Genomic DNA, 14,670 nt, shown 5'->3' with positions numbered 1-14,670 from the left:
TTCAGCCCGCGGTGGAGCTGAGCGTGAGCCCGGCCGGGCCCTCCTCGGTGGGAGGGAGCTGGATCGCCTTCGTCTCGCAGAAGGCGGCCAGCCCCCAGGCACCGAGCTCGCGACCGTTGCCCGAGCTCTTGTAGCCGCCGAAGGGGGCACGCGTGTTGAACGGGGCGCCGTTGACGTCCACCCGGCCCGTCCGCAGCCGTGCGGCGACCGCGGTGGCGTGCGCGACATCGCGGGACCACACCGCACCCGACAGGCCGTAGTCGGTGTCGTTGGCGATCCGGACCGCGTCGTCCTCGTCCCGGTAGGGCAGCACCACCACGACCGGGCCGAAGACCTCCTCGACGACCGCCCGCGCCCCCGGCGGCAGGCCGGCCAGGACGGCGGGGGTGAGATAGCCCCCGCCGTCCGCCCCGGGAGGGGTCTCGCCGCCGGTGACCAGGGCCGCCCCGCCGGCGACCGCCTCGTCCAGGATGCCGCGCACCCGCGCGGCCGCCTCTGGGCGGATCAGCGGACCGATCTGCGTGGCCGGGTCCCAGGGGTCGCCGACCCGCAGCGCCCCGGCCGCCCCGGCGGCGAGCGCCACGGCCTCCTCGTACCGGGCGGCCGGGACCAGGAGACGGCTCCAGGCGAAGCAGACCTGGCCGGTGTTGAAGTTCGCCTGCTGCACGGTCGCGGTCACCGCGGCGTCGAGATCGGCGTCCGGAAGCACGAGCGAGGCGCTCTTGCCGCCCAGCTCCAGATTGACCCGGGCGGCCCGGGGCGCGGCCAGCTCACTGACCCGCCGTCCGGCGCGGATCGAACCGGTCAGGGACACGACGGCGACGTCCCGGTGCGCGGCCAGCGCCTCGCCGGCCTGCGGACCGGTCCCGCAGACCAGATTGAACACCCCGGGCGGCAGACCGGTCTCCGCGAGCAGCTCGGTCAGCAAGTAGGCGCTCAGCGGCGCCAGTTCGCTCGGCTTGAGGACCACGGTGCAGCCGGCTGCGAGCGCGGCGGGGACCTTCTGCAGGTTCAGTGCCACCGGCGCGTTCCACGGCGTGACGCACCCGGCGACCCCGGCGGCCTCGGAGCGGACCAGGGAGTTGCCGGTCCGCTGCTCCCAGACGTGCTCCCGGGCGGCCTCGGTACAGGAACGCAGAGCCTCCAGTCCGAAGGAGACCTGCGCGTGCCGGGCCAGGGCCACCGGCATCCCGGTCTCCGCGGTCAGCACGCCGGCCACGGTGTCGGCGTGCTCCTCCAACAGCTCGGCGAGCCGGTCGAGGTACCGCAGGCGTTCCCCGAGGGGCGTGCCCGACCAGACGGGGAACGCTCGGGCGGCGGCCGCGACAGCCGCGTCCACATCCGCCTGCCCGCCCGCCGGGACCTCCGCGAGGGTGAGACCGGTCGCCGGATCCACGACCGGGACGGCCTCGTCGCACCGCGCGGCACGCCAGTCGCCGTCGATCCACTGGACCGAGCGGGAACGACGGGCCGCCGCGGGAATCACTGCGCTCGTACTCTCCATGGACGCAGCCTCCGCCCCGCCGGTTATCAGCCGGTGACGTAACCCCGGGGTAACTGCGATTCCTACAGTCGGGCCTTGTTGACCGCCGTCACGTTCGAGGAGTCGCGATGACGATCAGTGTCCCGGGGGACAGCACGCTCCGCACGCCGGACGGCGGTACAGAGGCCGGCGGCGAGGCAGCCGTGCTGCCGCCACTGGTGCCGGAACCGGACGCCGTCGGTGAACCGTTCCCGCTGACTCCCACCCAGCAGGCGCTGTGGGTCGGCCGGGCCGACGCCGTCGAGCTGGGCGAGGTCGGGTGCTACGGATACTTCGAGTGGGAGCGGGCCGGACTGGACCTGACCCGGTACCGCCGCGCCTGGGAGCGGCTGGTCGCGCACCACCCCGGGCTGCGCACGGTGGTGCGCCCGGACGGCACCCAGTACGTGCTGGAGCGGCCGGGACCCGTACCGATCTCGGTCGAGGACCTGCGTGCGGACCCGGACGCGGCAGGGCGGCTGGAGGAGAGCCGGGACGAGCGGGGCCACCGCGTCCTGGACCCCGGGACCTGGCCGATGTTCGACCTGCGGGTGGTGCTGCTCCCCGACCGGGTCCGGGTACAGCTCGGCATCGACCTCCAGCTGATGGACGCCAGCAGCCTGTTCCTCAACCTCTTTCCCGACCTGGTCGCGCTGTACGAGGACCCGGACGCGCCGCTGGCACCCCAGAAGCTCACGTTCCGGGACTTCGCCCGCTGGCTGGAGGAGGACGTGCGCGGGGGAGCGCGCTGGCAGGCCGACTGGAGCTACTGGCAGGAGCGCCTCGACGCCCTGCCGCCCGCGCCCGACCTGCCGGCGGCCCGGTACACCGCGCAGGGACCGGGCAAGTTCGAACGGTGCACGGTCCGCTATCCCGCAGAGGAGTTCGCGGTGCTGCGCGAACGGGCCCTGGCACACGGCCTCACCGAGACGGAACTGCTCATCGGCGCGTTCACGGAAGTGCTCCGAGGCTGGAGCTCGGAGCCCGCTTTCACCCTCAACGTGCCGGTCTTCCAGCGTTTCGACGTCCCCGGCATCGAGGACGTCATCGGCGACTACACCAACGCGATCCTGCTCGAAGCGCGCCCCGAGGGGCGGACCGTGGCCGAGCGGATCGTCGCCCTGGCCGGCCGGCTGCGCGGCGACACCCGGCACGCGAGCGTCAACGGGGTGGAGGTGCTGCGTGAACTGGCCCGGCGCCGGGGCCTCGCCGCCGCGGCCATGCCGGTCGTGGTGACCAGCCTGCTCGGGCTGCCGTCCGCCCGGTCGATCACCGAGTTCGGCACCGAGGTCCACTCGATCACCCAGACCCCGCAGGTGTCGCTGGACTTCCAGATCCGGACCGAGGACGGGGAGCTGCGGCTGGTGTGGGACCACCGGTCGGGCGCCTTCGCGCCCGGCGTCGTCGCGGGCGCGTTCGAGGCGTTCGAGGACCTGGTGGGGCGGATGCTGGCGGACGAGCCGGGGCACGGCGTCTGGGACGCACCCTTCCTCGACCTGCGCAGCAGGCGGGACCGGGCGGTCTGGAACGAGACCAACGACACCGCGGAGCCGGTGCCCGCCGTGCTTCTGCAGGAGCGGTTCTTCGCCCAGGCCCGGCGGACCCCCGACGCGGAGGCCGTCGTCGCGCCCGGCCGGCGGCTGACCTACGGCGAACTGGCCCTGCACGCCCGCCGCATCGGGAACGCGCTGCGCGAGCGGGGTGTCCGGCCCGGGGACCTGGTCGGCGTGGTGATGGAGAAGGGCTGGGAGCAGTACGCCGCCGTGTACGGCATCCTGGCCGCGGGCGGCGCCTACCTGCCGCTCGACGCGGCGTCACCGCCCGCGCGGATCGCCCGGCTGCTGGAGTCGGCCGGGGCCGGCACCGTCCTCACTCAGTCCCGGCTGGCGGACGGGCTCGGCCTGCCGGCCGGGGTGAGCGTGCTGCGGGCCGACACCGACTTCGAGACCGCGTCCACCGCCCCGCTCACCGCCGTCCAGGGACCGGACGACCCCGCCTACGTCATCTACACCTCGGGATCCACCGGGGAACCCAAGGGCGTCGTGGTGGGGCACCGCGGGGTGACGAACCTCGTGCGCGACGTGCGGCGGCGGTTCGCGGTCACCCCGGCGGACCGGCTCCTCGCGCTCTCCGGCCTGCACTTCGACGCCTCGGTCTACGACGTCTTCGGCCCGCTGGCCTGCGGGGCCACCGTCGTCGTCCCGCCGCCGTTCCGGCGCGCGGAACCGGACGTCTGGGCGGAGCTGGTGCGGGACGAGCGGGTGACGTTCTGGAACTCGGTCCCGGTCCTGCTGGAACTGCTGGTGGGCGAGGCGGAGTCGCGCGACGACCGGCCGCTGGACACGCTCCGGCTCGCGGTGGTGTCGGGTGACTGGATTCCGCTGAACCTGCCCGGCCGGGCCGGTGCCCAGGCACCCGGGCTGAGCGTCGTCGGATCGGGCGGACCCACCGAGACCATCTGCTGGTCGCTCTTCCACCCGATCGGCACGGTGGACCCCGAGTGGACGAGCATCCCCTACGGGAAGCCGATCACCAATCAGCGGTACTACATCGTGGACCGGGACCTGCGGCCGCGCCCGGCCTGGGCGCGCGGCGAGATGGCCGTGGCGAGCCCGCTGGGCCTGGCCATCGGCTACCTGGGCGACCCGGAGCGCACCCGGGCCAAGTTCGTCACGCTCCCGTCGACCGGTGAACGCGCCTACCTCACCGGGGACTTCGGGCGGTTGCTGCCCGACGGTGAGATCGAGATCCTGGGCCGGGAGGACTTCCAGGTCAAGGTCGCCGGGCAGCGGATCGAGCTCGGTGAGATCGAGGCGGTGCTGAACAGCGCCGACGGGGTACGGACCGCCGTCGTGACGGCGCCGCGCAGCAGCGCCGACGTGGTGCGGCTCCAGGCCTTCGTGGTGCCGGAGACGGGCGCGAGCCTCAGCGCGGACGCGCTGCGCGGGCACCTGTCCGCTGAACTGCCCGCCGCCATGGTGCCCGCGGCGATCAGGCTCCTGCCCGAACTGCCGCTCACTGCCAACGGAAAGGTGGACCGCCTGGCGCTCGCACGCCTCGCGGCCGCTCCGCAACAGCCGGCCGAGCCCGCGCCGCGGACGGACTCCGGGCTGCTGGCGGAGCTGGTCGCGGCCTGTGTCGGCGAGCTGCTCGGCCTCGACGAGGTGCCCACGACGGGCAACTTCTTCCGGCTGGGCGGCGACTCGCTGAGCGGCACCCGGCTGGCCGCCCGGTTGCAGGAACTGCTCGGCGCCCCGGTCCCGGTCCGCACCGTGTTCGGCAATCCGGGGATCAGCGACCTCGCGGCGGCCATCGCCGCCGACCCGGCCGCCGGACCGCAGGCGCTTCGGGTCGCCCGGCTGCTGCACACACTGGAGGAGCCGGACGCGGCACCGGGCCCGGAGCCGGCCGAGGCGCCGGTCGAGGAGCCGAGGGCGGTGCCCGCCGCGGGACCGACCGCGCATCCGGACTCCGAGCCGGCCGTACATCGGGCCGTACATCCGGCCGTGAGCCCGCCCGTCGAGCCGGACACCCGGCCGGACACCCGGCCGGACACCCGGCCGGCCGCCGGTGCCGGGCAGGCCCCGGGCGCGCTCGCCGAGGACGACCCGGCGCTCGCGGACCTGCTCGCCCGCGAGGACGTCCGGCAACAGGACACCCTGGTGCTGGTCGCCTCCTCCAGCGTGGCCCCGCCCTCGGTCCTGGCCTGCGCGGGCTCGTCGCTGGCCAACCTGACCATGGAGGGGTACCCGGGCCACCGCTACCACGCGGGGGCCGAGATCGCCGACGAGGTCGAGCGCCTCGCCCTCGACCGGGCCTGCGCGCTCTTCCGGGCCCAGGCCGCCAACGTCCAGCCGCACTCGGGATCCTCCGCCAACCTCGCGGTCCTCATGGGGCTGCTGGAGCCGGGCGACACCATCCTCGGCCTCGGCCTGGACTGCGGCGGCCACCTGTCGCACGGCTCGGCCGCCTCGGTCACCGGCCGCTACTTCCGCTCCGTCCGCTACCGCACGGGCGCCGACGACCTGCTGGACTACGAGCAGATCGCCGAACTCGCGGGCGAGCACCGGCCGAAGGTCATCATCGCCGGCGCCAGCTCCTACCCCCGGCAGATCGACTTCGCCCGCTTCCGGGAGATCGCGGACACGGTGGGCGCGTACCTGATCGCGGACATCTCGCACATCGCCGGTCTGGTGGCCGCCGGGCTGCACCCGAGCCCGGTCGACCACGCGCACCTCACCACCACCAGCACCTACAAGCAGCTCTACGGCCCGCGCGGCGGCATGATCCTGCTCGGCAGGGACGCGGACACGCCCGGACCGGACGGCCGGGTGCCGCTGCGGAAGCTGGCCGACCGCGCGGTGTTCCCGCTCGTGCAGGGCACACCGGACCTCGGCAACGTGGCGGCCAAGGCGAGGGCGCTGCACGCGGCCGCCCAGCCCGGCTTCCGTACGCTGATGGCGCGGGTGCTGGACACCGCGGCCGCCATCGCGGACCAGCTGAACCGCCGCGACCTGCGCGTGGTCACGGGCGGCACCGACACGCACCTCGTCCTCGCCGACCTCCGCCCCGACCGCGTCACCGGCGTGGCCGCGGAAGAGGCCCTGGAGGCCTGCGGGATCCTGGTCAACCGGAACCGGGTGCCCGGCGACGACACATCGCCCCGGGTCACCGGCGGAATCAGGCTCGGCACCAACACCCTGGCGGCGCGGGCCGTCTCGCCCGAGACGGCCGCCCAGTGCGCCGATCTCGTCGCGGACGTGGTCCAGGAACTGCACGCCGCCGGGGCCGTGCACCCGACCATGACCGCCAAGATCCGGGCCGAGGTCCGCCGGATCTGCGCCGAGCACCCCCTCCCCGGGTACGCGGTGACGCCGTCGCCATGACCGTGTACCGGGAGGAGACCGACGTTGAGCACCGCTGACATCACCACGGTCGTACTGGGCGACATCGCCGTCATCCTGCTCGTCTCCACGCTGCTGAGCGGGCTCGCCGGACGTCTCGGCCAGCCCGCCGTCATCGGCCAGATCCTGACCGGGGTGGTGCTCGGCCCGACCCTGCTGGGCCGGCTCCCGGGGAACGTGACCGGCCGGCTGTTCCCGCCGGAGGCCCTGCCGTTCCTGTCCGTGCTCGCCCAGGTCGCCATCGTCACCTTCATGTTCGTGGTCGGCTACGAGCTCAGCCTCCGGTCCCTGCGCGCGAGCAGCAGGACGACGCTGTCGGTGGCGGCCGTGGCGCTGATCGTCCCGATGACCCTGGGCGCGGGCACCGTCCGGCTCCTGCCGTCCGCCTTCACCTCGGTGGGAGAACACGGCGTCGGCTCGCGCTCCTTCGTGCTGTTCATGGCCGTCATCGTGTCGATCACCGCGCTGCCCGTACTGGCGGCGATCATCCGGGACGCCGGGATCGCCGGAACACGGGCCGGGGTGATCGCACTGTCGGCCGCGGGTCTCATGGACATCGGTGCGTGGATCGCGCTCGCCGCGGCGATGCCGGGGGAGTCGCACGGCCTGCCGCTCCGGCTGACCGTCCCACTGACCCTCCTGCTCGTACTGGGCGGCTTCCTGGTGGTCCGCCCGCTGCTGAGCCGGTGGACCGACCGGCCCGGCGCACTGCTCAGCTCCCAGCTGCCCCTGGCGATCGTCCTGGCGACGGGCTGCGCCTGGGCCACCTCGGAACTGGGCCTGCACGCGGTCTTCGGCGGCTTCCTGGCCGGGCTGCTCATGCCGCGCCGCGACGGGGCACCCGACGCCGACGTGCTGCGCGCGATGGACGGAGTCACCGATCTCCTGCTGCCGCTGTTCTTCGTGGTGACCGGACTCTCCCTGAACATCGGCGCGCTCGACCGGAACAGCGTGCTCCTGCTCTGCCTGCTCCTGCTGATCTCGCTCGTCGGCAAACTGGTGCCCGGCTATCTGGTGAGCCGGTTCAACGGGCTGGAGCGGCGCGAGTCGTCCACCGTCGCGGTCCTGCTGAACACTCGTGGGCTCACCGAGCTGATCGCGCTGAACGTCGGCCTGATCGCCGGGATCATCCACGGCCGGCTCTTCACCGTCCTGGTGCTGGTGGCCCTGATCACGACGGCCATGACCAGCCCGCTGCTGACCCTCCTCGCCGGGTCCGGCCGCCCGGAGCCGGCCGTCGCCGAGGCGGTGCCGTCCGCCGCCCGCAAGGAGAGCTGAGGGAAGGGCGGTTACGCGCCCGACGCGTGCACCCACGGGGCGGCCGGCGGCTGCCCGGCCGGCAGCGTGACCCCGCCCAGGGTGTGGCCGAGCCCCTCCAGGACGTCGACGGGCGAGTGCGGTTCGCCGCCCCGGTCCTCGGCCACCACCGCGGGCACGCGTCGCCGTCGTGACCGCCGGCGCGTCAGAAGCTGCCGGTCGTAGGGGCGGAGAGGGGCGTCACGGCACTGTTCCGCCGCGTCCGCCCCCCTCGGCCCGGACCTGTCATCTGCCGGGGGTCCGGGGGCGGACGGCGGCGAGATAGCCCGGGACGCGGATCGTGCCGCCGTCGGACTCGGGGTCGACGGCGTACATCTGGGCGGGCCCGGAGGACAGCCGCCGCCACTGGGCGTCGGGGAAGTGGCGGTCCAGGTCCGCCGGGCCGAACCGGGTCGAGTGGCGCACCCCCGCGGCTTCGAGCGGCCTGACCAGATGGGCGGCCCGGCCCCGGGCGCCGCCCACGTGGCCGAGATAGCCGAACGAGTCGGCCGCGTAGTCGGGTTCGACCATCAGCACACCGCCCCGGCCCCCGGTGAGCAGGGTCAGCGCGGCGGCCGTCGCGGCCCGCTCCTCCTCGCCCAGGACGTGCAGGACCGCGCGGATGAAGACGTTCGCCGGGCCGATCCGCTTCACCAGCGCCTCGACCGCGTCCAGGTCGCCGGGGTCCAGGACGTCGAAGGACAGGCCGCCGGGCCCGGAACCCTCCTCGCGCGCCCGAGCGACGGCGGTGGGCGACACGTCGACCCCGACCACGGTGCGGAACCGGGTGGCGAGCGCCCTGGCGTACCGGCCGTTGCCGCAGCCCAGGTCGATGACCGGCAGCGCCGGGTCCAGGTGCCGTGCCGTGGTGTCCAGGAGCCAGCTCATCTCCTCGGCGTCGTCGGCGTCCCACAGCACGTCCCCGCCGCGGCCGGTGCTGTCGACCGACGCCCAGTACCGCTCCCACGCCTCGCCGGTGCGCTGCGCGCCCGCGTCCGCCTCGGGGACCGCGGCGGCGGCCGTGTGCCGGGCGACCCCGTAACCGAAGTCGCCGGCGCCCCAGCCCCGGGGCGTGGTGAGCCGGCCCAGCAGGTCGAGGAAGGCGGTGAACATCTCGCCGACCAGCCCGTCGGGGTAGACGGCCTGGATGTAGTCCCAGTTGAACCGCAGGCCCCCGCCGTCGGTCTCGAAGACCTGGAAGTCCAGGCTGACCTGGGGGGTCTGGGAGACGCCGTACACCGCGGAGCCGAACGTGGTCTCCCGCTGGTCCGGCGGGTAGCCGACCAGGCTGGTCATCACCACCGGCATCGCGGGGGTGAGCGTGCCGCGCAGCCGGGTCAGGGCGCGCAGGACCTGGATACCGGTGAAGTGGCGGTGTTCGAGATCGGCCCAGAGCCGCTGCTGCAACGTCCGGGCGCGGTCCGCGAACGTCTCCCCGACGCCGGTGGCCTCCAGGAGCAGCGTCGTGGTCGTGTGACCGATCACCTTGGCGATCTGGGGGTGCAGGGGAAGCCGGCTGAACAGCGGGAAGTTGAGGCAGAACGAGGGCTCGGCGGACCAGGACCGCAGCACCTCGGCGTAGACGGCGGCGAGCACACTGGATCCGGTCACGCCGTGCTCGCCGGCCAGCGCGCTGATCGCCGCCCACTCCTGCGCACAGAGGACACCGCTGTGCCGTTCGATCCGGGGAGCCAACTCGACCTGATGCGCCGGGCGTTCGGGCAGTCGCGGTGCGCCGGGCAGCGATTCGAGGCGGTCGAGCCAGTACCACTGGGAGCGCTGGTAGACGTCGCTGTCCGGGAGGTTCGCCGCGAGGCCGAGCACGTAGTCGCGAAACGTCAGCCGCAGGGGTTCGAGCGCCGCGCCCCGGCCCGCGTACAGCTCACTCAGCTCGGGAACGATCACCTGGAAGTAGCTCCAGGCGTCGGCGACCAGGAAGTCGAGCACCAGGTGGATGCGGGTCCGGCCGCCGGGGAGCCGGGTCAGCCGCAGATCGAACAGCGGCCAGGTCGCCGCGTCGAGGATCGTGTGCGACAACTGCGCGCGCAGCGCCAGGAGTTCCGGCTCGGGGTCGGCCGCCTCCCGCAGGTCGTGGTGCCCGACCACGAAGTCGGGGACCTCCGCGAGCACCTGCTGGGTGCCGTCGGCCAGCACGACGGTGCGCAGCGCGTCGTGCCGCTCGACCAGGCTCTGCCAGGCGCGCTCGAACGCGCCGAGGTCGAGGTCGTCCGACTCCCACTCGAAGTACCCGTGGCAGCCGACGTTCCCGAGTTCGACCATGCTGCCGCGGCCGATCCACATCGCCTGCTGCCCGTCGTTCAGCGGGAACGGTTCGCAGCGCGCGGCCGGGGCCGGCTCGATCGGCGGCAGGCCGGCGAAGACGGCCGAGCCCGACAGGCCGGCCTCGACGGCGGCGGACAGCGCGCCCGCGGTCGGGCTGGCGTACAGCTCCGTCATGGACAGCTCGGTGCCGAACCGGCCGCGCAGCTCGTCGATGAGCCGGAAGGCCAGCAGCGAGTGGCCACCGAGGTGGAAGAAGTTGTCGGTCATCGAGATCGTCCGGCCGTCGAAGATCTCGGCCCACAGGAGGGCCATGGCCGCCTCGGTCTCGCTGCGGGCGGGGACGAAGCCGTCGTCGCCCTGACCCGCCGTGTCCGGGGCGGGCAGTGCGCGCAGGTCCGTCTTGCCGTTCGGCAGCCGGGGGATCTCCGGCAGCGTCGTCACCGTCGCCGGGACCATGTAGTACGGCAGTTGTTCGCTGAGCCTGGCCTTGAGCGCGGCGCCGTCGGGTCCGGCGCCGCCGTCCGTGGTGACGTAGGCGGCCAGTTGCCTGCCGCCCTGGCCCGTGCGGACGGTGGTGACCACGGCCTCGGCCACCTCGGGGCAGCCGACCAGGGCGGTCTCCACCTCGCCGAGCTCGACCCGGAAGCCCCGGATCTGCACCTGGGCGTCGCCCCTGCCGAGGATCTCGATCGCACCGTCCGCGCGGTACCGGGCGAGGTCGCCGGTCTCGTAGACGCGTCCGTCGCCGGTCACCGGGTCCGTGCGGAACAGCTTCCCGGTCAGCTCTGGCCGGTTGTGGTACCCGGCGGAGAGGCCGGCCCCGCCGATCACCAGCCGGCCGGTCAGCCCCGGTGGCACCGGACGGTCCAGCTCGTCGAGCACATAGGCGCGGACGTTGGCGATCGGCCGTCCGGCGGGCACCGGATGCGCGGCCTTGACGTGTGCGGGCGTCGCCTGACTGGTCAGGTCGATCCCCGCGCCCAGGTCCAGGCAGGTCAGGGCGTTGGTGCTCTCGGTGGTGCCGTAGGTCATGACGACCCGGAACGCGGTGTCCACGGGGGGCCAGCTGTGCACCCGCTCCGCGGTGGTGACCATGATGCGCAGCGCGGCGTCGGCCGGCCAGTCCAGGGCCCAGGCCGGTTCCGCGAGGGCGGCCACCAGCATGGTGTGGGTGATCCGCTCCGCGACCAGCCAGTCCCGCAGCTGCGCCGGGGACAGGGCGTGTCCCGCGGCGGGGACGCACACCGTGGCGCCGAGCGCGAGGTGCGGCATCCACTCCATGATCTGGACGCCGAACCCGGGCGCGGACAGCCATGAGGCGCGGTCGCCGGGCCGCACCCCGTAGGCCCGGCCGCTCCAGTGCACCAGGTTCTCTATCGCGTGCAGGCGCTCCAGGACCGCCTTCGGCTCCCCGGTCGAGCCCGAGGTGTAGATGAGGTGGCTGAGGGGGTCCGCGACCACCGGGGTGTCCGGGGGTTCGACAGGCGCGGCCGCGGTGCCCGCGATGTCGAGGACGGGCGGGCCGTCCGGGAGCCGGTCGGCGAGACCGCCGCTGGTGAGGACCGCGGAGGCCGCGCTGTCGCGGAGCATGAACCCGATCCGCGCGTCCGGGTTGACCGGGTCGAGCGGGACGATCGCCGCACCGGCCTTCAGGATGCCGAGGACGGCGAGGACGTAGTCGGAGCCGCGCGGGCAGAACAGCCCGACGTGGTCCCCGGCCGCGACCCCGGCCCGGCGCAGCTCACCGGCGATCTGGTCACCGCGCCGGTCCAGTTCGGCGAAGGAGAAGACGTGCTCGCCCTGTTCGACCGCCGGGGCGTCCGGGCGGGTGCGCACCTGTTCCGCGATCAGTTCGAGGTAGCCGGTCGACGGCCAGGGGGCGGCGGTGCGGTTCCACTCCTCGGTGATCAGCCGCCGGTCCGCGTCGGTCAGCAGGTCCACCGCGCTCAGCGGCGTGCCCGGGGCGGCCGCCGCCCGCGCGCCGAGCAGCCGCAGCTGTCCGGCCAGCCGCCGCAGCGTCGCCGGCTCCCACAGCCGGGCGTCACCGGCCACGCCGACGGCACCGTCCGTGAGTTCGACCGCGAGGTCGCCGGCGCCACGGTGTTCCCCCGGCCCGCCCGCGACCAGCGCCACCGGGGTGGCCGGCGGCCGGGACGGCCGGAACGCGGGTCCGTCGAGCACCTTCGCCGTGGCGGCGACCAGGTCACCGACCGGCGCGTCCTGGGCCACCGGGATCTCGTACCAGCCGCTCCGCCCGGCCAGCCACACCCGGTCGTGCCCGCTCTGCCGGGCGAGGAGGGCGGCCCACACGCCGGACCACCACCGGGCGTCGCGGCCGAGGCCGTCGCCGGCCGGCTCGACGTGCCAGGGGCGGTGCGGCTCGCGCGGGTCGTCGGGGCCGGCCGGCCGGTCCGCGAGCAGCGCCGGCAGCGGTTCTACGGCAGGAGTGGACATCAGCGGTCGCCTTCCGGGCGGTCGGGGGTGGTGGGGAGGGCGTCCCAGGACCGGTAGGACCGGTGCGCGTAGACGAGCGGCGCCCCGGTCAGCACACCGGAGCCGGTGACCGTGCCGAAGACCATCGTGTGGTCGCCGATCTCGACGGCGCGGGTCACCTCGCACTCCGCGTAGGCGCAGATGTCCTCGGTGAGCAACGGCAGCCCCCTCTCGGACGTGCGCCAGCCGACCAGGGCGAAGCGGTCGGGTACGTCGGTGGAGAACACCCGGGCCGTGCGCTCGGCGCCTCCGTGCAGCAGGTTCACCGCGAAGCCCCCCTGCCGGAGAGCGGATCCCAGCGTCGAACTGGCGGTGCGCAGGCACACCGCCAGCGTCGGCGGATCGAGACACACGCTGGTCAGCGAGGAACAGGTCATCCCCCGCGGACCGTCGTCCGCCGGCGCGGTGACCACGGTGACCCCGGCCGGGAGCGAACCCATGACCAGGCGGAACGCCTGTTCCGCCGCGAGGAGCGGTGCCGGGGTGCGGGTCACACCGGCCGCCGTCTCGCCCCGGCGGGGGTCTCGTCGCTCCGGTGCAGCTGACGCAAGTACGCGTGGGCGGACGGCAGTTCGGCCACCAGTCGACGCTGTCTGGTCTTCACGTCGGCGAAGGCCCGTTCGGCCGCGGCGACCGAGTCGGGCCGGTAGGACAGGATCGGCAGCGCGGAGCGCGGCCGCACCCCGAGCCCGGCGAACACGGCGTAATAGCTGCCGTTGGTCCAGAAGTTACGGAACTCGGCCTCGAAGTTGCCGTAGTAGGTGCGTTCGTCGGTCGCCGGGGGGTTGACCGGGACCCCGGAGCGGAACATCTCGATCTTCTCCTTGATCTGGTCGGCCAGGGTGAGTTCCTTGGTGGCCCGCCAGAACGGTGTGTCGGTGCGCGGGGACAGCGAGAAGTGCGCCTGAAGGAAGTCCCGGGTGTCGTCGAACATGTCGACGATCTCGCGGTTGAACCGGTCCCGCAGCACTGGGTCGACGTCGCGCTCCGGGAAGTGCTTGACCAGCTGGAACAGCGAGGCGGTGATGAAGTAGATGCCCGTCGACTCCAGCGGCTCGACGAAGCACGAGGACAGCCCGATGCTGACGCAGTTGCCCACCCAGGCCCGGCGGTTGCGGCCGACCCGGAACTTGATGTGGTTGAGCGCGGTCTTCTCGGGGTCCAGGCCCCACAGCGCGCACAGGTCGCGGGCGGCCTCGTCCTTGTCCGCGAACGAGTCGCAGTACACGTAACCGCTGCCGAACCGGCCCAGCATCGGGATCTTCCACGTCCACCCGGCGGGCATCGCGATCGACGAGGTGTAGGGCTCGATCCCGTCCGCCTCGTCGTCGTGCGGGACCTGGGTCGCGACGGCGCTGTTGTTCAGCAGGTGGTCGCTCATGTCGATGAAGGGCTCGTCGAGCTTCTTGTTGATCAGCAGACCGCGCAGGCCACTGCAGTCGACGAACAGGTCGCCCTCGATCACCTCGCCGGACTCCAGCGTGACCGACTCGATGTACCCGCGCGAGTCGGCCCGGGAGTCGGAGACGGTGCCCTCGACGTGCCGCACCCCCTGCTTGACGGTGGCGAAGTCCCGGAGGAAGGCGGCCACCAGGGACGCGTCGAAGTGCCAGGCGTAGTTCGTGCAGCGCGTGCCGTCGAGGAACCGCGGCGAGCGCTTGGCGTCCATCAGCGGCGGTTCGATGAAGCTCGCGTAGTCGAAGGGCTCGCTGGTCGTACCCGCCAGGTCCTTGCGCGTCCAGTAGTGCGACAGCGGCACACCGTCGGGGGAGGGGAGCAGACCGAAGGGATGGTAGAAGTGGTCCGACCGGTTGCCGTCGTGCCGGCTGACCGGTTCACCCGGCCCCGGTGTCCGCCAGTTGATGAACTTGACCGCCATCTTGAAACCGGCGTTGCACTTGCTCATCCACTCCTCTTCCGGCAGGCCGAGGAAGTCGAAGAACGCCCGCTGGAGGTTGGGCACGGTCGCCTCACCGACACCGATGCGCGGAATCGTCGGTGCCTCGACGACAGTGATGGCCGCTCGGCCCGACAGCGCCTTCCCGAGGTACGACGCGGCCATCCAGCCGGCGGTCCCGCCTCCGAGGATGACGATGTTGCGGATGGGCTCCCCCATGGTGACCTCCGTCAGATGGTTGTCCTCGCGGCATCGTCGGCGTCCGCGATTACCCG

At 73.5% G+C, this 14,670-nt stretch carries 7 protein-coding genes; 2 read left to right on the top strand and 5 right to left on the bottom strand.

All coding sequences use genetic code 11. From position 1 onward, the window contains the following. Position 1 precedes the first annotated feature (1 nt). On the bottom strand, positions 2-1,504 hold the full coding sequence (locus ACIO3R_RS06440) for an aldehyde dehydrogenase family protein (protein ID WP_402103855.1): 1,503 nt from the start codon (positions 1,502-1,504) through the stop codon (positions 2-4). Between the two features lie 107 nt (positions 1,505-1,611). On the opposite strand from ACIO3R_RS06440, the gene ACIO3R_RS06435 reads away from it, so the two are divergent. Then, entirely contained in the window at positions 1,612-6,408 is a 4,797-nt protein-coding gene (locus ACIO3R_RS06435) for a serine hydroxymethyltransferase (RefSeq protein ID WP_402103852.1), read from the top strand. A gap of 24 nt (positions 6,409-6,432) precedes the next feature. Then, the gene (locus ACIO3R_RS06430) at positions 6,433-7,704 is read left to right on the top strand and encodes a cation:proton antiporter (RefSeq protein WP_402103849.1); all 1,272 of its coding nucleotides are present in this window, start codon (positions 6,433-6,435) and stop codon (positions 7,702-7,704) included. 11 nt (positions 7,705-7,715) lie between these two features. Here ACIO3R_RS06430 and ACIO3R_RS06425 read toward each other — a convergent pair whose 3' ends face one another. The 4 genes from ACIO3R_RS06425 to ACIO3R_RS06410 all read right to left on the bottom strand — a co-directional run bounded on the left by ACIO3R_RS06425 (position 7,716) and on the right by ACIO3R_RS06410 (position 14,614). Next, positions 7,716-7,862 (bottom strand): hypothetical protein, encoded by a 147-nt coding sequence (locus ACIO3R_RS06425; protein WP_385025511.1) that lies wholly within the window; start codon positions 7,860-7,862, stop codon positions 7,716-7,718. A 106-nt stretch (positions 7,863-7,968) separates the two neighbouring features. Further along, entirely contained in the window at positions 7,969-12,459 is a 4,491-nt protein-coding gene (locus ACIO3R_RS06420) for an amino acid adenylation domain-containing protein (RefSeq protein ID WP_402103846.1), read from the bottom strand. Then, complete coding sequence (locus tag ACIO3R_RS06415; RefSeq protein ID WP_385025505.1) at positions 12,459-12,992, bottom strand: flavin reductase family protein; 534 nt, start codon at positions 12,990-12,992, stop codon at positions 12,459-12,461. The genes ACIO3R_RS06420 and ACIO3R_RS06415 overlap by 1 nt, the downstream gene beginning before the upstream one ends. Further along, positions 12,989-14,614 carry a tryptophan halogenase family protein gene (locus ACIO3R_RS06410; protein ID WP_402103842.1) on the bottom strand — a complete coding sequence of 542 codons (1,626 nt, stop codon included), beginning with the start codon at positions 14,612-14,614 and terminating at the stop codon, positions 12,989-12,991. Before ACIO3R_RS06410 ends, ACIO3R_RS06415 begins: the two co-directional genes overlap by 4 nt. Between the last annotated feature and the right edge of the window lie 56 nt (positions 14,615-14,670).

The organism is Streptomyces sp. NPDC087428, assembly GCF_044744085.1.
In the GTDB taxonomy this organism is placed as follows: Bacteria; Actinomycetota; Actinomycetes; order Streptomycetales; family Streptomycetaceae; genus Streptomyces.
The sequence above is the reverse complement of the archived record's forward strand: the minus strand, read 5'-3'. Positions and strand labels throughout refer to the sequence as shown.